This is a genomic window from Streptomyces sp. IBSNAI002 (assembly GCF_052244475.1).
Lineage (GTDB): Bacteria > Actinomycetota > Actinomycetes > Streptomycetales > Streptomycetaceae > Streptomyces.
Genome location: NZ_JBQPXG010000002.1, coordinates 6,510,849 through 6,531,693 on the forward strand (window position 1 = coordinate 6,510,849; position 20,845 = coordinate 6,531,693).

Below are 20,845 nucleotides of genomic sequence, written 5' to 3' on the forward strand. Positions count from 1 at the left end.
CAGAAACGTTCCCCCAGCCTCTACTTCCCCCATTCGCCCCGCTCCTGCTCTTTTGCACGACATCCCCGCCGGTCAGGCGGCGAAGGAGATGGTTCATGTGTCCGCTGCGCCCGTGCTGGCGTTGCGAGGGGTCTCGAAGCGGTTCGGCGCCGTTCAGGCCCTGACCGACGTAGAACTCGAGATCCACTCCGGTGAAGTGGTCGCCCTCGTCGGCGACAACGGCGCCGGCAAGTCCACGCTGGTCAAGACGATCGCCGGCGTGCACCCCATCGATGACGGCGTCATCGAGTGGGAGGGCCGCCCGGTCTCCATCGGCAAGCCCCACGACGCCCAGAACCTGGGCATCGCGACGGTCTACCAGGACCTCGCGCTGTGCGACAACATCGACGTCGTCGGCAACCTCTTCCTCGGCCGCGAGCTCAAGCGCCGCGGTGTTCTGGACGAGGTGGAGATGGAGCGCCGCGCCCGCGAGCTCCTGACCACGCTGTCCATCCGGATCCCCAGTGTCCGGATCCCCATCGCCTCGCTCTCCGGCGGGCAGCGCCAGACCGTGGCCATCGCCCGTTCGATGCTCGGCGAGCCCAAGCTCGTGATCCTCGACGAGCCCACCGCCGCCCTCGGCGTCGAGCAGACCGCACAGGTCCTCGACCTGGTGGAACGGCTGCGCGAGCGCGGCCACGCCGTGATCCTCATCAGCCACAACATGGCCGATGTGAAGGCCGTCGCCGACAAGGTCGCGGTCCTGCGGCTGGGCCGCAACAACGGCGTCTTCACCGTCGCCGACACCTCGCAGGAAGAGATCATCTCCGCCATCACGGGAGCCACGGACAACGCCGTGACCCGCCGGGCGGCCCGCACCGGGGAGGCTCGCAAGTGAGCACCGACAACCCACCCGCCGTCCCGCTCGACAAGGCGGCGGACGCCGCCGGGCACGAGGTCGTCAACCCGGCCGCGGCGGCGGACGCCATCCCGGCCGTGGACCCCCGCCTGCTCGTCCGCGAGCAGGGCCTGTCCGGGTACCTCAGCGAGTTCGGGCGCAAGATGAAGGCCGGTGACCTGGGCTCCATCCCGGTCGTCCTCGGTCTGATCATCATCTGGTCCATCTTCCAGGGCCTGAACTCGAACTTCCTCTCCCCGGAGAACCTCACCAACATCGCCATCACGATGGTCGCCACCGGCATGATGGCCGTCGGCATCATCTTCGTGCTGCTGCTCGGCGAGATCGACCTCTCGGTCGGCTCGGTCAGCGGCGTCTCGGGCGCGATCGTCGCCGTCCTCGCCGTCACCAACGGCGTGAACGAATGGCTGGCCATCCTCGCGGCCATCGCCGGCGGCGCCCTGATCGGCTCCATCCACGGCTTCTTCTTCGCCAAGATCGGTGCCCCGGCCTTCGCCGTCACCCTGTCGGGCCTGCTCTTCTGGTCCGGCGCCATGCTGCAGATCCTCGGCAGCAACGGCACGATCAACCTCGACTCCGAGGGCGTGGTCGGGCAGCTGACCACGTACTTCTTCTCGGACGTGGCCGTCGGCTACGGCCTGGCGGCGATCGCGGTGGCCGGGTACTTCCTCGCCACCTTCTTCGACAACCGGCGCCGCGAGGCCGCCGGGGTCCCCTCCCGGCCGCTCGGCGAGATCCTGCTGCGCACCGGCCTGCTCGCGGTGTTCACCTTCGGTCCCGCGATCGTGTTCAACCAGTACAAGGGCCTGCCGCTCGCGGTGGTGCTGTTCGTGCTGGCCCTGGTCGCCACGGACTTCGTCCTGCGCCGCACGACCTTCGGCCGGAACGTCTTCGCTCTCGGCGGCAGCGTCGAGGCCTCCCGTCGCGCCGGCATCAACGTCACCGGGATCCGCATCGCGGTCTTCGCCATCGCCGGCACCTTCGCCGCCATCGGCGGGCTCTTCTGGGCCTCCAAGATCGCGGCGGCCAACCAGAGCGCCGGCGCCGGCGACCTGCTGATGAACGTGATCGCGGCGGCCGTCATCGGCGGCACCAGCCTCTTCGGCGGCCGGGGCCGGACCTGGAACGCCCTCCTCGGCGTCATGGTCATCACCTCGATCCAGTACGGTCTGGCCCTGGAGGGGATCGCGACTCCGATCCAGTACATGATCACGGGCGCCGTACTGCTGGCCACCGTGGTCATCGACTCGGTCACGCGCAAGACCCAGAAGACGGCCGGACGGGCCTGAAACCCGCCCGCTCGCCCGGGTCGCCGGTAAGACCCGTCACAGTGCCCGGTGCCACTTCGCGTGGCGCCGGGCATCCGTGCGTACGCGGCCGCGTACGCCTGTGCGGGTATACGCCCGTTTGTGATGTGTGACCCCGGGGCGGTGCGTACATGTATGACAAAGGTGTGACCCAGCCGGGACGGCCCGATGACCGCGCCCGCCGACGGAACATTAGACTCGACAGACCAGCAAGCAACTGCAAGGAGGCACGGGTGCTGCTGACCCGCATCAAGGGACCGCGCGATCTGGACCGGCTCAGCCAGGAGGAGCTCGACCAGCTCGCCGCCGAGATCAGGTCCTTCCTCGTCGACGCCGTCTCCAAGACCGGCGGGCACCTCGGCCCCAACCTCGGGGTGGTCGAACTGACGATCGCCCTGCACCGGGTCTTCGACTCGCCCAAGGACAAGGTCCTCTTCGACACCGGCCACCAGGCGTACGTCCACAAGCTGCTCACCGGCCGCCAGGACTTCGCGGGCCTGCGCTCCAAGGGCGGCCTGTCCGGCTACCCCTCGCGCGCCGAGTCCGACCACGACGTGATCGAGAACTCGCACGCCTCCACCGTGCTGGGCTGGGCCGACGGCATCGCCAAGGCCAACGAGGTGCTCGGCCGCGAGGACCACCACGTCGCCGCCGTCATCGGCGACGGCGCGCTGACCGGCGGCATGGCCTGGGAGGCGCTGAACAACATCGCCGCCGCCAAGGACCGCCCCCTGGTCATCGTCGTCAACGACAACGAGCGCTCGTACGGCCCCACCATCGGCGGCCTCGCGAACCACCTGGCGACCCTGCGCACCACGGACGGCTACGAGCGCTTCCTGGCCCGCGGCAAGGACCTCCTGGAGCGCACGCCCGTCGTCGGCAAGCCGCTCTACGAGACCCTGCACGGGGCCAAGAAGGGCCTCAAGGACTTCATCGCCCCGCAGGGCATGTTCGAGGACCTGGGCCTGAAGTACATCGGCCCCATCGACGGCCACGACATCGAGGCCCTCGAGTCCGCCCTCACGCGCGCCAAGCGCTTCAGCGGCCCGGTCATCGTGCACTGCCTCACCCAGAAGGGCCGCGGCTACGAGCCCGCCGTCCAGGACGAGGCGGACCGCTTCCACGCGGTCGGCGTGATCCACCCGGACACCGGCCTGCCGGTCTCCACCGACGCGGCCAGCTGGACCTCCGTCTTCGCCGACGAGATGGTCAAGCTCGGCAAGGAGCGCAAGGACATCGTCGCGATCACCGCGGCCATGCTCCAGCCGGTCGGCCTGAAGAAGTTCGCCGACGCCTACCCGGACCGGATCTTCGACGTCGGCATCGCCGAGCAGCACGGCGCCACCTCGGCGGCGGGCCTGGCCACCGGCGGCGCCCACCCGGTCTTCGCGGTGTACGCGACCTTCCTCAACCGCGCCTTCGACCAGGTCCTGATGGACGTGGCCCTGCACAAGTGCGGTGTCACCTTCGTCCTCGACCGCGCCGGTGTCACCGGCACCGACGGCGCCTCCCACAACGGCATGTGGGACATGTCCATCCTCCAGGTCGTCCCCGGCCTGCGCCTGGCCGCCCCGCGCGACGCGGAGCAGCTGCGGGCCCAGCTGAACGAGGCCGTCCAGGTCAAGGACGCGCCGACCGTGGTGCGCTTCTCCAAGGGCGTCGTCGGCCCGGCCGTCCCGGCCGTCGGCCGCATCGGCGGCATGGACGTGCTGCGCGCCCCGGCCCCCGAGGCCGCCCGCCCGGACGTACTGCTCGTCTCGGTCGGCGCCCTCGCCCCGATGTGCCTGGAGATCGCCGACCTGCTCGACAAGCAGGGCATCACCACGACCGTGGTCGACCCGCGCTGGGTCAAGCCCGTGGACGAGGCGCTGGCCCCGCTCGCCGACCGCCACCGCGTGGTCGTCACGGTCGAGGACAACAGCCGCGCCGGCGGTGTCGGCTCCGCCGTCGCGCAGGCCCTGCGGGACGCGGGCGTCGACGTGCCGCTGCGCGACTTCGGCATCCCGCAGCGCTTCCTCGACCACGCCTCCCGCAAGGAGGTCATGGCCGAAATCGGACTGACCGCTCCGGACATCGCCCGGCAGGTCACCGGCCTGGTGGCCAAGCTGGACGGGCGCTACGACAGCGAGCCGGCCGCCGCCGTCGACTAGACGGCAATCGGCCGACGGGCCGACGCGCGGTTGCATGCCACGGGCCGGGAGATCACCCTTGAAGGGGTGGGCCTCCCGGCCCGTCCGCGTGCGTCACCTTGTTCGGAGGTGCGTTGGTGAGTACGGATCTGAACAGTCCATTCCGCACCAAGTCGGTCGAGCAGTCCATCCGGGACACCGAGGAGCCCGAGCATTCGCTCAAGAAGTCGCTCTCGGCCTGGGACCTGACCGTCTTCGGCGTCGGCGTCATCATCGGCACCGGCATCTTCGTCCTCACCGGCAAGGTGGCCAAGGAGACCGCCGGCCCCGCCACCGCCCTGGCCTTCGTGGCCGCGGGCGTGGTGTGCGCGCTCGCCGCGCTCTGCTACGCGGAGTTCGCCTCGACCGTCCCCGTCGCCGGTTCGGCGTACACCTTCTCGTACGCCTCGATCGGCGAGCTCCCGGCCTGGATCATCGGCTGGGACCTCGTACTGGAATTCGCCCTGGGCACGGCGGTGGTCGCCGTCGGCTGGTCGGGGTACGTCCGCTCGCTCATGGACCACGCGGGCATCCACCTGCCCGTCGCGCTCCAGGGGCCGGACGTCAAGGGCGGCACCTTCGACCTGCTGGCCTTCGTCCTGGTGCTGGTGCTGACCGTGGTCCTGGTCGTCGGGGTGAAACTGTCCGCCCGGATCACGGCCCTGGTCGTCGCGATCAAGGTCACGGTGGTGCTCATCGTGATCATCGCGGGCCTGTTCTTCATCAAGGGCAGCAACTACGAGCCCTTCATCCCGAAGGCGGTCAAACAGGAGGGCGGCGCGGGGCTCGACGCCCCACTGGTCCAGCTGCTCTTCGGCTACGAGCCCACCGACTTCGGCATCATGGGCATCTTCACCGCGGCCTCGGTGGTGTTCTTCGCCTTCATCGGCTTCGACGTGGTCGCCACGGCCGCCGAGGAGACCAAGCTGCCGCAGCGCGACATGCCGCGCGGCATCCTCGGCTCGCTGCTGATCTGCACCGTGCTGTACGTGGCGGTCTCGCTCGTGGTCACCGGCATGCAGCACTACAGCGAGCTGTCGGTGAGCGCACCCCTGGCGGACGCCTTCAAGGCCGCCGGGCATCCCGTGTACGGCGGCATCATCAGCTTCGGCGCCGCGGTGGGCCTCACCACGGTCTGCATGATCCTGCTGCTGGGCCAGACCCGCGTGTTCTTCGCCATGAGCCGCGACGGCCTCCTGCCGCGCTTCTTCTCGGTGACCCACCCGAAGTTCCGCACCCCGTACCGGCCGACGATCCTGCTCGGCGTGGTCATCGCGATCGTCGCCGGGTTCACCAGCATCAACGAACTGGCGACGCTGGTGAACATCGGCACGCTCTTCGCCTTCGTGGTCGTGGCGCTCGGCGTGATCATCCTGCGCCGCACCCGCCCCGACCTGCACCGCTCCTTCCGCACCCCGTGGGTGCCCGTGGTGCCGATCCTGTCGATCGCCGCCTCGGTCTGGCTGATGCTCAACCTGCCGGCCGAGACCTGGGCGCGTTTCGCCGGGTGGATGGCGATCGGCATCGTCGTCTACTACGCGTACGGGCGCAGCCACAGCCGGCTGGGCCGCAGCGGCCGGGACGCGAAGTACTAGTAGCTCAGCCCTTCGCCGGGGAGTCCTTCGCGGAGGCCGGGATCTTCTGGTCCTTGCGGAGGGCTTCCCACAGCTGGGTCGCCTGCGGCTCGGCCACGATGACGCGGTTGGGGTCGACCTTGTCGTAGGCGACCGGCAGCATGATCGTCTCCATCGTCTCCGGGTCCACGCCCTTCATGCTCCGCGCGAAGTCGGAGAGCGCGGTGAGGGAGGCCAGGTCGGAGTCGGTGGTCAGCGACTTGGTCGCGGCGTCGGCGAGCTTGTAGAGGCGCGCCGGGTTCCCGAAGGCGTCCTGCTTCTTTATCTCGGACAGCATCGCCATCATGAACTGCTGCTGGAGCCCGATGCGCCCGAGGTCGCTGCCGTCCCCGTAGCCGTAGCGGGTACGGACGAACTTGAGCGAGTCGGCGCCGTTCAGCCGGTGCGTGCCCGCGTCCAGCTTCAGGCCGCCCTTGGCTCCGCTCATCGGCTTGTCGAGGGTGACGGTGACCCCGCCCAGCGCGTCGACCAGCCCCTTGAAGCCGGCGAAGTCCACCTCGACGAAGTGGTCCACGCGGATCCCGGAGAGCTGCTCCACGGTGTTGACCACGCAGGCCGGACCGGCGAGCGAGTAGACGGAGTTGAACATGACCCGCTTCGCCGACGGCACGGTCTTGCCGTCGCGGTCCTTGCACTCGGGCCGGGTGATCAGCGTGTCGCGGGGGATGCTCACCGCGGTCGCCTTGGCCCGGCCCTCGGGTATGTGCACCAGCATCGCGGTGTCCGAGCGGGCCCCGCTGACGTCGCCGTGGTCGAGGTCGCCGTTGGCCCCGGCCCGCGAGTCGGAGCCGAGCACCAGGATGTTCTGCGCGTTCGCGACCACCTTCGGCGGCCGGTTGTCGCCGATCGCCTGATCCAGGTCGACGCTGGAGATGTTGCCGTCGAGGTGGCTGTACGCCCACCAGCCGGCCCCGGCCGCGCCCAGGACCAGCACGGCTACCAGCAGCAGGGTGATCCGCAGAATGCGGCGTCGGCGGCGCCTGGGCCGCGCGTGCGTGTCCGTCATGGGGGTGAATCTTAGACAGATATTCGAACGGCCGAGGCCCGCCCCCCGAACGGGGGCGGGCCACGCCGTGCGCTACCGGTCCGCGATCCGGACTAGGCCGGGACGCTCGCGATGCCGGGGGCGAGGAACTTCTTGCCGTTCACGCGCTCCGAGACGCCCTCGCGGTCCAGGTACGGCGTGATGCCGCCCAGGTGGAAGGGCCAGCCGGCGCCCGTGATGAGGCAGAGGTCGATGTCCTGGGCCTCGGCCACGACACCCTCCTCCAGCATCAGGCCGATCTCCTGCGCCACCGCGTCCAGGACGCGGTCGCGGACCTGCTCCTCCGTCAGGACGGAGTCGCCCTGGACGAGAAGGGCGGCGACCTCGGGGTCCAGCTCCGGCTTGCCGGAATCGTAGACGTAGAAGCCGCGCTTGCCGGCCTTGACGACGGCAGCCAGGTTCGGGGAGACGGTGAAGCGCTCCGGGAAGGCGCGGTTCAGGGTCTCGGAGACGTGCAGGCCGATCGCCGGGCCCACGAGCTCCAGCAGCACCAGCGGGGACATCGGCAGGCCGAGCGGCTCGATGGCCTTCTCCGCCGTGACGACCGGGGTGCCCTCGTCGATGACGTTCTGGATCTCGCCCATGAAGCGGGTCAGGATGCGGTTCACGACGAACGCCGGGGCGTCCTTGGTGAGGACCGCGGTCTTCTTCAGCTTCTTGGCGACACCGAAGGCCGTGGCCAGCGAGGCGTCGTCGGTCTGCTCACCGCGGACGATCTCCAGCAGCGGGAGGATCGCGACCGGGTTGAAGAAGTGGAAGCCGACCACGCGCTCCGGGTTCCGGAGCCCCACGGCCATCTCCGACACCGACAGCGAGGAGGTGTTGGTGGCGAGGACCGCGTGCGCCGGGGCGACCGCCTCGACCTCCGCGAACACCTTCTGCTTGACGGACATCTCCTCGAACACGGCCTCGATGATGAAGTCCGCGTCCGCGAAGCCCTCGGCCTTGTCCAGGACACCGGTCACCAGGGCGGTCAGGCGGTTGGCCTTGTCCTGGTTGATGCGGCCCTTGCCGAGCAGCTTCTGGATCTCGGCGTGGACGTAGCCCACACCCTTGTCCACGCGCTCCTGGTCGATGTCGGTGAGGACCACCGGCACCTCCAGGCGGCGCAGGAAGAGCAGCGCCAGCTGCGAGGCCATCAGGCCCGCGCCGACGACGCCGACCTTGGTGACCGGACGGGCCAGGGACTTGTCCGGGGCGCCGGCCGGGCGCTTGGCGCGCTTCTGGACCAGGTTGAAGGCGTAGATGCCCGAGCGCAGCTCGCCGCCCATGATGAGGTCGGCCAGGGCCGTGTCCTCGGCGTCGAAGCCGGCCTGGAGGTCGCCGTCCTTGGCCGCGGCGATGATGTCCAGCGCGCGGTAGGCGGCGGGAGCGGCGCCGTGCACCTTGGAGTCCGCGATGAAGCGGCCCTTGGCGACGGCCGCGTCCCAGGCCTCGCCGCGGTCGATCTCGTCACGGACGACCTCGGTGGTGCCGTTCAGGACGTTCGCGGTCCACAGGAGCGACTGCTCCAGGAAGTCCGCGCCCTCGAAGATCGCGTCCGCGATGCCGAGCTCGAAGACCTGCTTGCCCTTGAGCTGGCGGTTCTGGTTCAGCGAGTTCTCGATGATGACCGAGACCGCGCGCTCCGCGCCGATCAGGTTCGGCAGGAGGGCGCAGCCGCCCCAGCCGGGAACCAGGCCGAGGAAGACCTCGGGCAGCGAGAAGGCCGGGATGGCCTTCGAGACGGTGCGGTAGGTGCAGTGCAGACCGACCTCGACACCGCCGCCCATCGCCGCACCGTTGTAGTACGCGAAGGTGGGGACGGCCAGCGCGGCGAGGCGCTTGAAGACGTCGTGGCCGCCCTTGCCGATGGCGAGCGCCTCGTCGTGCTCCTTCAGCAGCTCGACACCCTTGAGGTCGGCGCCGACCGCGAAGATGAACGGCTTGCCGGTGATGCCCGCGCCGACGATGGTGCCGGCGGTGGCCTCCTGCTCGACCTGGTCGATCGCCGCGTTGAGGTTGGCGAGGGACTGCGGGCCGAAGGTGGTCGGCTTGGTGTGGTCGAAGCCGTTGTCCAGCGTGATGAGCGCGAAGCGCCCGGCGCCGAACGGCAGGTCCAGGTGGCGGACGTGCGCGGACGTGACGACCTCGTCCGGGAACAGCTCGGCCGCGCCCTTCAGGAGCTCAGCGGTGGTGCTCACTTGGAGTCTCCCTCGGCGTTGAAGTTCGGGTTCTCCCAGATGACCGTGGCGCCCATGCCGAAGCCGACGCACATGGTGGTCAGTCCGTAGCGGACGTGCGGCTGCTCCTCGAACTGGCGGGCCAGCTGCGTCATCAGGCGCACGCCGGAGGAGGCCAGCGGGTGGCCGAAGGCGATGGCGCCGCCGTACTGGTTCACGCGGGCGTCGTCGTCGGCGATGCCGTAGTGCTCCAGGAAGGCCAGGACCTGGACCGCGAAGGCCTCGTTGACCTCGAAGAGACCGATGTCGTCGATCGTCAGGCCGGCCTGCGCGAGGGCCTTCTCGGTGGCCGGGATCGGGCCGTAGCCCATGACCTCGGGCTCGACACCCGCGAAGGAGTACGAGACCAGGCGCATCTTGACCGGGAGGTTGTTCTCGCGGGCGAAGTCCTCGGACGCGATGATCGCGGCGGTGGCACCGTCGTTGAGACCGGCGGCGTTGCCCGCGGTCACGTTGCCGTGCACGCGGAACGGGGTCTTCAGGCCGGCCAGGTTCTCCAGCGTGGTGCCCGGGCGCATCGGCTCGTCGGTGGTGACCAGGCCCCAGCCCGTCTCACCCGCGGCCTCGTTGGTGTTGCGCACCGAGATCGGCACCAGGTCCTGCTGGATCTTGCCGTCGGCGTACGCCTTGGCGGCCTTCTCCTGCGAGCGCACGGCGTACTCGTCGGCGCGGAGCTTGGTGATCGTCGGGTACCGGTCGTGCAGGTTCTCGGCGGTCATGCCCATGAACAGGGCGGACTCGTCGACCAGCTTCTCGGAGACGAAGCGCGGGTTCGGGTCGACGCCCTCACCCATGGGGTGGCGGCCCATGTGCTCGACACCGCCGGCGAGGGCGACGTCGTACGCACCGAAGGCCACGCCGCCCGCGACGGCGGTCACGGCGGTCAGCGCGCCGGCGCACATGCGGTCGATCGAGTAGCCCGGGACGGACTGGGGGAGGCCCGCGAGGATGCCCGCGGTGCGGCCCAGCGTGAGGCCCTGGTCGCCGATCTGCGTGGTCGCGGCGATGGCGACCTCGTCGATCTTCTTGGGGTCCAGGTCCGGGTTGCGGCGCAGCAGCTCCCGGATCGCCTTCACGACGAGGTCGTCGGCGCGGGTCCCGTTGTAGATGCCCTTCGGGCCCGCCTTGCCGAACGGGGTGCGGACGCCGTCGACAAAGACGACGTCCCTGACGGTACGAGGCACGTTGGCTCTCCTCCAGGTGCGGGGTTGCACTGCTGCGCGGGGGCGCGTTCGGCCGGTGTGGCTGAGCGCCCGCTCACCCGGCCCATGCTACTTGCGGGTAACCCATGTGCACACCCCCTCCCCGAGGAGCGGCGAAGGTCACACTGCCGAGGGCGCCGCCGCGGGCCCCCAGCGCCCCCGCCCTCGGCCCGGAACGAGAAGACCCCCGGCGCGGGCCGGGGGTCTTCTGCGGGCGGTGACGCGGGTCAGGCGGTCGCGGCCAGGGCCGTGACCAGTGCCGGGGTGACCTGCTCGACCTGCCACGGGCGGGCGCCGTAGCCGGCCAGGGCCTGCGCCACGGCATCCGCCTCGAGCCGCTGCGGCGGCTCCCAGCACAGCCTGCGGACCGTGTCCGGGGTGATCAGGTTCTCCTGGGGCAGGTTCAGCCCCTCCGCCAGCGCCGAGACGGCCGCGCGGGCCGCCGACAGACGGGCCGCGGCCGCCGGGTCCTTGTCGGCCCAGGAGCGCGGCGGCGGCGGACCGGCCGGCGTCGCCCCGGGCTGCGGCAGCTCGTTCTCGGGCAGGGCCCTGGCCCGGTCCACGGCGGCCATCCACTGCTCCAGCTGGCGCCGGCCCATGCGCTGTCCGTAGCCGGGCAGGGCGGACAGGGTCTGTACGTTCGCCGGCAGAGCCAGGGCGGCCTCGACGATCGCGGCGTCGCCCAGCACCTTGCCGGGGGACACGTCGCGCCGCTGGGCGATCCGGTCCCGCGACTCCCACAGCTCGCGCACGACCGCCATCTGACGGCGGCGGCGCACCTTGTGCATGCCGGAGGTGCGGCGCCAGGGGTCCTTGCGCGGCGGCGCGGGCGGTGCGGCGGCGATGGCCTCGAACTCCTGGTGGGCCCATGCCAGCTTGCCCTGCCGGTCCAGCTCCTCCTCCAGCGCGTCCCGCAGGTCGACCAGCAGCTCCACGTCCAGGGCCGCGTAGCGCAGCCAGGGCTCGGGGAGCGGGCGGGTCGACCAGTCGACGGCGGAGTGGCCCTTCTCCAGCGCGTAGCCGAGCACGCTCTCGACCATCGCGCCCAGTCCGACCCGGGGGAAGCCGGCGAGGCGGCCGGCCAGCTCGGTGTCGAACAGGGAGGTGGGCATCATGCCTATTTCGCGCAGGCACGGCAGGTCCTGGGTGGCGGCGTGCAGGATCCACTCGGTGCCGGACAGGGCCTCGCCGAGTGCGGAGAGGTCGGGGCAGCCCACCGGGTCGATGAGCGCGGAGCCCGCGCCCTCGCGGCGCAGCTGCACCAGGTAGGCGCGCTGGCCGTAGCGGTATCCGGAGGCGCGCTCGGCGTCGACGGCCACGGGGCCGGTGCCCGCGGCGAAGGCCGCGACCACTTCGGCGAGGGCGTCGGCGTCGGCGACGACCGGGGGGATCCCCTCACGGGGTTCCAGCAACGGAATCGGCGGCCCATCGGACGAACTGACGAGATCGTCCGGGGGGCCGCCCCCGGTGGTGGTGCGCAGGTCTGCTGCGGTCTCTTGGGCGTCGGTCACCGGTCAAGGGTATCCGTGGATGCGACGCGCCCGTCGCCGGAACGATCCGTCGACGGGCGCGGGAGGGGAGGGCGGACGTATCCCGGGGTTTCCCCGGCGTTCGCCGGGGAGCCCCGGGGCCGGGTCAGTGGATGATTCCGGTCCGCAGGGCGACGGCGACCATTCCGGCCCGGTCGCCGGTGCCCAGCTTGCGGGCGATCCGGGCGAGGTGGGACTTGACGGTCAGGGCGGACAGGCCCATCGAGACGCCGATGGCCTTGTTGGACTGGCCCTCCGCGACGAGGCGCAGGACCTCGACCTCGCGGCCGGAGAGCTCCCGGTAGCCGCCCGGGTGGCTCGGGGCACCCGGGGGGCGGCGGTGCATACGGGCGGCGGCAGCGCCGATGGGGGCGGCGCCGGGCCGGCTGGGGAGCCCGATGTTGGTCCGCGTGCCGGTGACGACGTAGCCCTTCACTCCGCCCGCGAGGGCGTTGCGTACGGCGCCGATGTCGTCGGCGGCGGACAGGGCCAGGCCGTTCGGCCAGCCCGCGGCGCGGGTCTCGGAGAGCAGGGTGAGACCGGAACCGTCGGGCAGGTGTACGTCGGCCACGCAGATGTCGCGCGGGCTGCCGACGCGGGGGCGGGCCTCCGCGATGGACGACGCCTCGATCACGTCACGTACTCCGAGGGCCCACAGATGGCGGGTCACGGTGGAACGGACGCGCGGGTCGGCCACGACGACCATGGCCGTCGGCTTGTTCGGGCGGTAGGCGACCAGGCTTGCGGGCTGCTCGAGAAGAACGGACACCTAGGCCTCCTGGGGGAGTGGCGGGACGGCCGGCTCGGGGAAGGAAGCCGGTGCGAACCGTGCGGATGGTCACTGACTCCTTCGGCACGTCACCCGCCCGGCTTTAGGGAATGATCACGATTTGGTGAGTAACAATTCGGGCAATTCGGACGCACGATCGATCATAGGGTGATCAGAAGCCCGCAGCGGACGCCCGGTTCCGACACTCGGTAGCGGGGTTCGCCCACGCGTTCGCCGCCGCCGGGGTCCGCCCGTCGGCCGGACGGCCCCGCCCTACGGGTGGTGCGGACCGCGCCGCTGTGGCAGGGAGACCACGCCCGTGACGCTGTCGGTCGGCCCCACCGGCGGCAGCCCCGCGATCTGGCACAGCAGCTCGCACCAGGCCGCCAGGTGCGCCGAGGTGTCCGGCACCCCGCCCACGCCCTCGCGAGGCGTCCACGAGGCTCTGATCTCGATCTGCGTGGCCGGGCGCCGCTCGGCGAGCCCGCCGAAGTAGTGCGAGCTCGCCATGGTCACGGTCCCGCTCGCCTCCCCGTACGCCAGCCCGCGCGCCTCCAGCGCCCCGGTCAGCCAGGACCAGCACACCTCGGGGAGGAGCGGGTCCGCGGCCATCTCCGGCTCGAGCTCCGCCCGTACGAGCGTCACCAGCCGGAAGGTCCCGTGCCAGGCGTCGTGCCCGGCCGGATCGTGGAGCAGGATGAGCCGGCCGTCGGCGAGGTCCTCCTCGCCGTCCACGACCGCCGCCTCCAGGGCGTAGGCGTACGGCGCGAGTCTCTGGGGCGGTTTGGTCGGGTCGATCTCGATCCCCGGACGCAGCCGGGCCTTCTTCAAGCCCTCGACCGCCCGCCGGAACGGGAGCGGGACGGAGCTCTCCTCCGCGCTGTCCATACCGTCAGCGCCATCTGAAAATCGTCCCTGAGCCGCAGCCATGCGGGGAAGACTAGGCGGAACGGGCGCCCGTACGGCGCAGGGACACCCGCACCGGGCCGGGCAACTCTTCATACGTGCGAAGATTTGGGTCGTGAGCGCCAACGACCTTCCCCTCGCGCACGGCTCCGCCGGCGCCGGGGAGACCCCATTCACGGGCCAGCCGAGTCAGACGTACGATTCCGCCTTCCTGAAGGCGTGCCGACGGGAGCCGGTGCCGCACACCCCGGTGTGGTTCATGCGGCAGGCCGGGCGCTCGCTCCCCGAGTACCGCAAGGTGCGCGAGGGGACCCAGATGCTGGAGTCGTGCATGCGGCCCGACCTGGTCACCGAGATCACGCTCCAGCCGGTCCGCCGCCACAACGTCGACGCGGCGATCTTCTTCTCCGACATCGTGGTCCCGCTCAAGGCCATCGGCGTCGACCTGGACATCAAGCCGGGCATCGGCCCCGTCGTCGCCCAGCCGGTCCGCCGCCGCGAGGACCTCGCACAGCTGCGCGACCTCACCCCTGAGGACGTCGCGTACGTCACCGAGGCGATCGGCATGCTCACGGGTGAACTGGGCGCCACGCCGTTGATCGGATTCGCGGGCGCGCCTTTCACCCTCGCGAGCTACCTGGTCGAGGGCGGCCCGTCCAAGAACCACGAGCACACCAAGGCCCTCATGTACGGGGACCCGCAGCTCTGGGCGGACCTGCTGGACCGCCTCGCGGAGATCACCTCCGCCTTCCTCAAGGTCCAGATCGAGGCCGGCGCCTCCGCGATCCAGCTCTTCGACTCCTGGGTCGGCGCCCTCTCCCCGGCGGACTACCGCCGTTCGGTGATGCCGGCGTCGGCGAAGGTCCTGGAGTCCGTCGCCTCGTACGGGGTCCCGCGCATCCACTTCGGCGTGGGCACGGGCGAGCTCCTCGGCCTGATGGGCGAGGCGGGCGCGGACGTCATGGGCGTCGACTACCGGGTCTCGCTCGACGAGGCCGTGCGCCGGGTCGGCCCGGGCAAGGCGCTCCAGGGCAACCTGGACCCCGCGGTGCTCTTCTCCACCACCGAGGCCGTGGAGGCCAAGACGGACGAGGTCCTCGCGGCCGCCGCCGGCCTGGAGGGCCACGTCTTCAACCTGGGCCACGGAGTCCTCCCGACGACGGACCCGGACGCCCTGACCCGCCTGGTGGACTACGTCCACACCAAGACGGCCCGCTGAGCCGAAGGCCGCGAGCGGTACGGTCGGCGCGTCCCGGGGGGATCACCCCGGGGCGACGGCTCCCGAGTCCGGCGACAGCCGGAGTCCGGACGCGTCGACCGCTTCGAAGTCGGATCCCTTGAAATCCTTGAGCGCGTCGAGCTGGGCGTTGTCCCAGCCGGAGTGCTCCTCGCCGGTGATGTACCAGGGCGAGCCGTTGTCCGCGACGATGGCGCCGTAGGTCTTGAGCGCCTCGGCGACCGCCTTGGCCTGCGGTGGCAGGTGCGAGGTGTCCACCGAGCCTTTGAGCCGCAGCCGCAGCCCCATGGGCGGCAGCGAGGCGTCCGCGGCGGCGCCCGCCTGGTGCCGGGCCGGCCAGACGTAGCTCCGGTCCGAGCGGGGCACGGTGATGCGGATCGCGTGGTCGACGCTCCCGGCCGCGGCCTCGTCGTAGCGCACCAGGCCCGGGAGGATGGCCAGGCCGGCTGCGTCGGCCGAGGTCCAGCCGTCGGGACGCAGCGCGTTCGACCGCAGGTCGAAGATCGCGCCCGAGCCGGCGTGCCAGGCGTCGGCGCTCCGCTGCCTCGCGTCGAAGAGCTCGTAGGACCTGCACGCGTCGCGGTCCCAGACGACCACGTGCCGGTCCCCCTCGCTCGCCGGCCCGTTCTCGACCCTCGCGTCCTGCGGGATCCGGTACCCGGAGGTCTCGCTCTCCTCCGGGTAGTCCAGGGTGACCTGCGTTTCCGGCACCCGGGTGTCCGAGACGGTGATGGGGATGCCGAAGGGCTGCCCCTCGACCCGTCCCGAGCCGAAGTCCGGGTGCAGGGGCGCCGCGGACCCGATCGAGGAGACGTACCGGGCGGAGTCCGGGTGCACCGGAAGCGTGTCGACGGGGGCGCGCCAGAAGCTGTCCGGCAGCGAGGTCGCGCAGGGACCGTCCGCCGGAGGGGCGGCGGAGGCGGCGGGCGCGGCGAGCACCGGTCCGGGCAGCAGGCACGCGGCGGCGAGGGCGGCGGCGGTGGCGGTGGCGAGGATTCCCCTGGGAGCGCGCATGGCGTCACCTCATCCGAGCGGTCCCGAACGGTCCCCGAGGCGAGAGCTCCCTCCCAGCCTAGGCGCCCGCCGCACGCACCGCCGAGACCGCCTTGCGGGCCGCGACCAGGATCGGGTCCCAGACGGGGGAGAACGGCGGGGCGTAGCCCAGGTCGAGCGAGACCATCTGCTCCACCGTCATGCCGGCGGTCAGCGCCACCGCCGCGACGTCCACCCGCTTCGCCGAGCCCGCCGCGCCCACGATCTGCACGCCCAGCAGGCGGCCCGTGCGCAGCTCCGCCAGCATCTTCACGGTCATCTCCGCCGCGCCCGGGTAGTAGCCCGCCGTGTTGGTGGAGGCGATGGTCGCCGTCACGAAGCGCAGGCCCGCCTCGCGCGCGTCGCGCTCGCGCAGCCCCGTCCGGGCGATCTCCAGCTCGCAGACCTTGCTGACCGCCGTGCCGACCACCCCGGGGAAGGTCGCGTAACCGCCGCCCACGCCCGAGCCGATGACTTGGCCGTGCTTATTGGCGTGGGTGCCCAGCGGGATGTGCCGGGTGCGGCCCGCGACCAGGTCCAGGACCTCCACGCAGTCGCCGCCCGACCAGATGTTCCCGTGGCCCCGGACCCGCATCGACAGATCCGTGAGGATGCCTCCCGAGGAGCCGAGCGGCAGACCGGCGGCGCGGGCCAGGGCCGTGCGCGGCTCCACGCCGATGCCGAGGACGACCACGTCCGCCGGGTACTCCTCGCCCGCCGCCGTGGCCACCGCGCGGGCCCGGCCCTGCTCGTCGGTGAGGATCTCCGTCACCTCGGCGCGGGAGACCGTACGGATCCCCATGCCGTTCATCGCGCTGTGCACCAGGCCGCCCATGTCCGGGTCCAGGGTGGCCATCGGCTGCTCGCCGCGGTGCAGGACGGTGACCTCGTACCCCCGCCCGACCAGCGCCTCCGCCATCTCCACGCCGATGTAGCCCGCGCCGACGACGACCGCCCGGCGCTCCCGCGCACCGGCCGGGTCCTCCTTCCGGTCCAGGTCGGACATCAGGCGCTGGCCGTCGTCCAGGGTCTGGATGCCGTGCACCCCGTGCGCGCCGATGCCGGGCAGCGGGGGGCGGACCGGGCGGGCGCCCGTCGCCAGGACGAGCTTGTCGTAGCCCGTCCAGGATTCGGATCCGGTGTCCAGATCGCGGGCGCGGACCCGCGCTCCGGCCAGGTCCAGCTCCACGACCTCGGTACGGGTGCGCAGGTCGATGCCCCGGGCCCGGTGCTCCTCGGGGGTGCGGGCGATCAGGTCGTCCCGCTCAGGGACCAGCCCGCCGACCCAGTACGGGATCCCGCACGCGGAGTACGAGGTGAAGTGCCCGCGCTCGAAGGCGACGATCTCCAGCTCCGCCGGGCCCTTGAGCCGCCGGGCCTGTGACGCGGCGGACATGCCCGCCGCGTCACCTCCGACCACCACCAGTCGTTCCCTTGCCGCCGCCATCGTCCGCACCGCCCCTTCGCCGCCGTCCACCGGATGGTGAACACGCTACGGGCGAACGTGCGTTCAGTCCTGTACGCGCGCTTCCTCGGCGCCGTCCGAAGGCGCGGGCGCGGGCGCCGGACGGGCCGCCGGGACCGCGGCCCTCTTCGAGGTCAGGCCCGTCTTCGGCGCGGCCGGGCGCAGCCGCCGGTACAGCCTGAACCCGAGTGCCAGCAACGCGGCGGCCACGGCGAACGGCAGCAGGGCGCCGACGGCCACCGTCAGGTAGCGCACGAGCTGGGTGAAGACCTCCCAGCCGCCGCGCAGGGCGCCGAGGAAGGTCGGGTCCTTCTCCTTCTTCTCCTCCACCACCGGCTTCGCGGGCGGCTCGGAGACCTCCAGCGTGATCGTGCCCAGCGAGGTCTGGTCCTTCAGCGCCGTCTGCTGCGCCAGCAGCGACTCCAGGTCGGACTGGCGGCGGCTCAGCTCGCTCTCGAGCATCACCACCTCGCTCAGCGCCGAGGCCTTGCCCATCATCTCGCGCACCCGGGCCACGCTGGCCTGCTGGGACGCCACGCGGCTGCCGATGTCGGCGACCTTCTCGGTGACGTCCTGCGCCTCGACCTTGCGGTGCAGGAGCTTGCCGCTGCCCTCCATCGCGCCGAGCACCGCGTCGTAGCGCTCGCCCGGCACCCGCAGGGTGAGCGTGGAGGTCATCCGGCCGTCCTCGCCGCGCTTGGTCGACTCGTTGCCGACGTAGCCGCCCGCCCCGTCGGCCGCCGTGCGGGCCGCGGACAGGGTCTTCTGGACCTCCTCGGTCTCGATGCCGAGCGTCGCCGTGCGGATCACGTTCGGGCGGACCGTGACCGGCTGCTGCCCGTTCTTGCCGGCGGGAGCGCCGCCGGTCGCCGCCGGGGCGGGAGCCGCCGCGGCCCCGGGTGCCCCCTCCGGTGCCTTGTTGCCTTCGGCGGGCGCGACCGCCGCCTTGTCGTTCGCGCTGTCCCGGCTCTCGCCGGCGGCGCCACAACCGGTGAGCGTGAGCGCCCCGGCCAGGGAGAGGGCGGCCGCCAGGGCCACCGCAGAGCGATGCATCGTGTCAAACCCCCGAGTTTCGGCTGGTGTTGCCGTTTCGACGTACAGAGTCCCGTCGCGGGTTTCGTCCCGGCGGTCCCGGGCCGGTCCCGATGCGGTCACGGTCCGGCCTCGGAGCGCGGCCGGTGATCGGTCTGAGACGATGTGTCCATGCACGAAGCGGACATGCGTACGGATCGCCCCGGCCGGACCCGGCACGTCGTCGTCATCGGCGGCGGCATCGCCGGCCTGGCTGCGGCCCACCGGCTGCTCGCCGAAGGCCTGCGCGTCACGCTGCTGGAGGCCGGCCCGCGGCTCGGCGGCAAACTGCGCTCCGGTGAGCTCGCCGGCGTCCCCGTCGACCTCGGCGCCGAATCCGTGCTGGCCCGCCGTCCCGAAGCCGTGGACCTCGCCAAGGCCGTGGGCCTCGGCGAGGCCCTCCAGCCGCCCGCCACCGCCACCGCCCACCTGTGGACCCGGGGCGCGCTGCGGCCGATGCCGCGCGGGCACGTCATGGGCGTCCCCGGCGACCTCGGGCCGCTCGCCGCCTCCGGGGTGCTCTCCCCCGAGGGCCTCGCCCGCATCGAGGCCGAACGCGCCCTGCCGCCCGCCGAGATCGGCGAGGACGTCGCCGTCGGCGAGTACGTCGCCGACCGGCTGGGCCGCGAGGTCGTCGACCGGCTCGTGGAACCGCTGCTCGGCGGGGTGTACGCGGGCGACGCCTACCGCATCTCCATGCGCGCCGCCGTGCCCCAGCTCTTCGAGGCCGCCCGTACACACACGCTGCTGGGCGACGGCGTGCGCGACCTCCAGCGCCGGGCGCAGACGCAGCCCCAGCCCGCCGGTCCGGTCTTCGCCGGCATCGACGGCGGGATCGGACGGCTCCCGGTGGCGGTGGCCGAGGCCTGCCGCGCGGCCGGGGCCCGGATCGTCACCGGAGCCCCCGTCCGCGAGCTCGTCCGTACGCCCGGAGGCTGGCGGGTCGTGGCCGGCGCGGAGGCCATCGAGGCCGACGGCGTGATCCTGGCGACCCCGGCCGGGCCCGCCGCACGGCTGCTCGACGGGCTCGCCCCGGCCGCCGCGGCGGAGCTGCGCGGGGTCGAGTACGCCTCCATGGCACTGATCACCATGGCCTTCCGCCGCTCGGAGCTGCCCGAGGCCATCGCCGGGGGCGGCGCGAGCGGGTTCCTCGTACCGCCCGTCGACGGCCGGACCATCAAGGCCTCCACCTTCTCGAGCAACAAGTGGGCCTGGGCCGGGACCGACCCGGACCTCTTCCTGCTGCGCACCTCCGTCGGCCGCCACGGCGACGAGAAGGACCTCGGGCGCGAGGACGCGGAACTGGTCGAGGTCTCGCTCGCCGACCTCGGCGCGGCCGTGGGCCTCGCGGCCCGGCCGGTGGCCTCCACCGTCACCCGCTGGGACGGCGGGCTGCCCCAGTACCCGGTCGGCCACCTCGGCCGGGTGGCCCGGATCCGCGCGGCCGTCGCCGGGCTGCCGGGCCTCGCGGTCTGCGGTGCCCTCTACGAGGGCGTGGGCATTCCGGCGTGCGTCGCCGGCGCGGGCAAGGCCGTGGACGCGGTGATCGCCGCCTTCGCTGCCGGTTCGGCACCCCTGGCGCAGACCACTGATCAGCACACGGGACAATAGGCGCATGACTGCACCAGAGAAGATTCCCAACGCGGGGAAGAAGGCGAAGGACCTCAACGAGGTCATCCGCTACACCCTGTGGTCCGTCTTCAAGCTGAAGGACGTCCTCCCGGAGGACCGCGCCGGCTTCGCCGACGAGGTCCAGGAGCTGTTCGACCAGCTGGCCGCCAAGGACATCACCGTCCGCGGCACCTATGACGTCTCCGGCCTGCGCGCCGACGCGGACATCATGATCTGGTGGCACGCGGAGACCGCGGACGAGCTGCAGACCGCGTACAACCTGTTCCGCCGCACCAGGCTGGGCCGCGCCCTGGAGCCGGTCTGGTCGAACATGGCCCTGCACCGCCCGGCCGAGTTCAACAAGTCGCACATCCCGGCCTTCCTGGCCGACGAGGTCGCCCGCGACTACGTCAGCGTCTACCCCTTCGTGCGCAGTTACGACTGGTACCTGCTGCCCGACGAGGACCGCCGCCGCATGCTCGCCGACCACGGCAAGATGGCCCGCGGCTACCCCGACGTGCGTGCCAACACCGTGGCCTCCTTCTCCCTGGGCGACTACGAGTGGCTGCTGGCCTTCGAGGCCGACGAGCTCTACCGCATCGTCGACCTCATGCGTCACCTGCGCGCCTCCGAGGCCCGTATGCACGTCCGCGAAGAGGTGCCCTTCTACACCGGGCGCCGCAAGTCCGTCGCCGATCTGGTGGCCGGGCTCGCCTGATACCTCCCCTGGGGGGAAGGGCCGGAGGAGC

General features: G+C 71.9%; 16 protein-coding genes. 7 read left to right on the forward strand and 9 right to left on the reverse strand.

The annotated features are described in order from the left end of the window. Positions 1 to 88 precede the first annotated feature (88 nt). The 4 genes from ACTVZO_RS30905 to ACTVZO_RS30920 all read left to right on the forward strand — a co-directional run bounded on the left by ACTVZO_RS30905 (position 89) and on the right by ACTVZO_RS30920 (position 5,968). Positions 89 to 877, forward strand: a complete 789-nt coding sequence (locus tag ACTVZO_RS30905; protein WP_069922436.1) for an ATP-binding cassette domain-containing protein — start codon at positions 89 to 91, stop codon at positions 875 to 877. Next, on the forward strand, positions 874 to 2,187 hold the full coding sequence (locus ACTVZO_RS30910; protein ID WP_443301442.1) for a sugar ABC transporter permease: 1,314 nt from the start codon (positions 874 to 876) through the stop codon (positions 2,185 to 2,187). The genes ACTVZO_RS30905 and ACTVZO_RS30910 overlap by 4 nt, the downstream gene beginning before the upstream one ends. 251 nt (positions 2,188 to 2,438) lie before the next feature. After that, positions 2,439 to 4,355, forward strand: coding sequence for a 1-deoxy-D-xylulose-5-phosphate synthase (gene dxs, locus ACTVZO_RS30915; RefSeq protein WP_443301443.1), 1,917 nt, complete (start codon positions 2,439 to 2,441; stop codon positions 4,353 to 4,355). Between the two features lie 116 nt (positions 4,356 to 4,471). Further along, on the forward strand, positions 4,472 to 5,968 hold the full coding sequence (locus ACTVZO_RS30920; protein ID WP_443301444.1) for an amino acid permease: 1,497 nt from the start codon (positions 4,472 to 4,474) through the stop codon (positions 5,966 to 5,968). Positions 5,969 to 5,972: 4 nt separating this feature from the next. Here the strand turns inward: ACTVZO_RS30920 and ACTVZO_RS30925 are convergent, their stop codons facing one another. From ACTVZO_RS30925 to ACTVZO_RS30950, 6 genes are all read right to left on the reverse strand, one after another. Next, positions 5,973 to 7,013, reverse strand: coding sequence for an LCP family protein (locus tag ACTVZO_RS30925; RefSeq protein WP_443301445.1), 1,041 nt, complete (start codon positions 7,011 to 7,013; stop codon positions 5,973 to 5,975). Between the two features lie 92 nt (positions 7,014 to 7,105). Continuing rightward, positions 7,106 to 9,235, reverse strand: coding sequence for a 3-hydroxyacyl-CoA dehydrogenase NAD-binding domain-containing protein (locus tag ACTVZO_RS30930; RefSeq protein WP_443301446.1), 2,130 nt, complete (start codon positions 9,233 to 9,235; stop codon positions 7,106 to 7,108). Next, complete coding sequence (locus ACTVZO_RS30935; RefSeq protein WP_443301447.1) at positions 9,232 to 10,458, reverse strand: thiolase family protein; 1,227 nt, start codon at positions 10,456 to 10,458, stop codon at positions 9,232 to 9,234. The genes ACTVZO_RS30930 and ACTVZO_RS30935 overlap by 4 nt, the downstream gene beginning before the upstream one ends. A gap of 245 nt (positions 10,459 to 10,703) precedes the next feature. Continuing rightward, entirely contained in the window at positions 10,704 to 11,987 is a 1,284-nt protein-coding gene (locus ACTVZO_RS30940) for an HRDC domain-containing protein (protein WP_443301448.1), read from the reverse strand. 124 nt (positions 11,988 to 12,111) lie between these two features. Then, positions 12,112 to 12,774, reverse strand: coding sequence for a helix-turn-helix transcriptional regulator (locus ACTVZO_RS30945; protein WP_069922445.1), 663 nt, complete (start codon positions 12,772 to 12,774; stop codon positions 12,112 to 12,114). A gap of 273 nt (positions 12,775 to 13,047) precedes the next feature. Continuing rightward, positions 13,048 to 13,704: a DUF3000 domain-containing protein gene (locus tag ACTVZO_RS30950; protein WP_443301449.1), complete on the reverse strand. Its 657-nt coding sequence runs from the start codon at positions 13,702 to 13,704 to the stop codon at positions 13,048 to 13,050. 91 nt (positions 13,705 to 13,795) lie between these two features. On the opposite strand from ACTVZO_RS30950, the gene hemE reads away from it, so the two are divergent. Continuing rightward, positions 13,796 to 14,899, forward strand: a complete 1,104-nt coding sequence (gene hemE / locus ACTVZO_RS30955) for a uroporphyrinogen decarboxylase (RefSeq protein WP_443301450.1) — start codon at positions 13,796 to 13,798, stop codon at positions 14,897 to 14,899. Between the two features lie 42 nt (positions 14,900 to 14,941). Here hemE and ACTVZO_RS30960 read toward each other — a convergent pair whose 3' ends face one another. The 3 genes from ACTVZO_RS30960 to ACTVZO_RS30970 all read right to left on the reverse strand — a co-directional run bounded on the left by ACTVZO_RS30960 (position 14,942) and on the right by ACTVZO_RS30970 (position 18,467). Beyond that, entirely contained in the window at positions 14,942 to 15,931 is a 990-nt protein-coding gene (locus ACTVZO_RS30960; RefSeq protein WP_443301451.1) for a hypothetical protein, read from the reverse strand. Between the two features lie 58 nt (positions 15,932 to 15,989). Beyond that, positions 15,990 to 17,396, reverse strand: a complete 1,407-nt coding sequence (locus ACTVZO_RS30965; protein ID WP_443301452.1) for an FAD-dependent oxidoreductase — start codon at positions 17,394 to 17,396, stop codon at positions 15,990 to 15,992. A 63-nt stretch (positions 17,397 to 17,459) separates the two neighbouring features. Continuing rightward, complete coding sequence (locus ACTVZO_RS30970) at positions 17,460 to 18,467, reverse strand: DUF4349 domain-containing protein (RefSeq protein ID WP_443301453.1); 1,008 nt, start codon at positions 18,465 to 18,467, stop codon at positions 17,460 to 17,462. A 150-nt stretch (positions 18,468 to 18,617) separates the two neighbouring features. On the opposite strand from ACTVZO_RS30970, the gene hemG reads away from it, so the two are divergent. Then, positions 18,618 to 20,096, forward strand: coding sequence for a protoporphyrinogen oxidase (gene hemG, locus ACTVZO_RS30975; protein ID WP_443301454.1), 1,479 nt, complete (start codon positions 18,618 to 18,620; stop codon positions 20,094 to 20,096). 4 nt (positions 20,097 to 20,100) lie between these two features. Further along, a complete protein-coding gene (hemQ, locus tag ACTVZO_RS30980) occupies positions 20,101 to 20,814 on the forward strand; it encodes a hydrogen peroxide-dependent heme synthase (RefSeq protein WP_443301455.1) in 714 nt (237 codons plus the stop codon). The last annotated feature ends 31 nt before the right edge of the window (positions 20,815 to 20,845 follow it).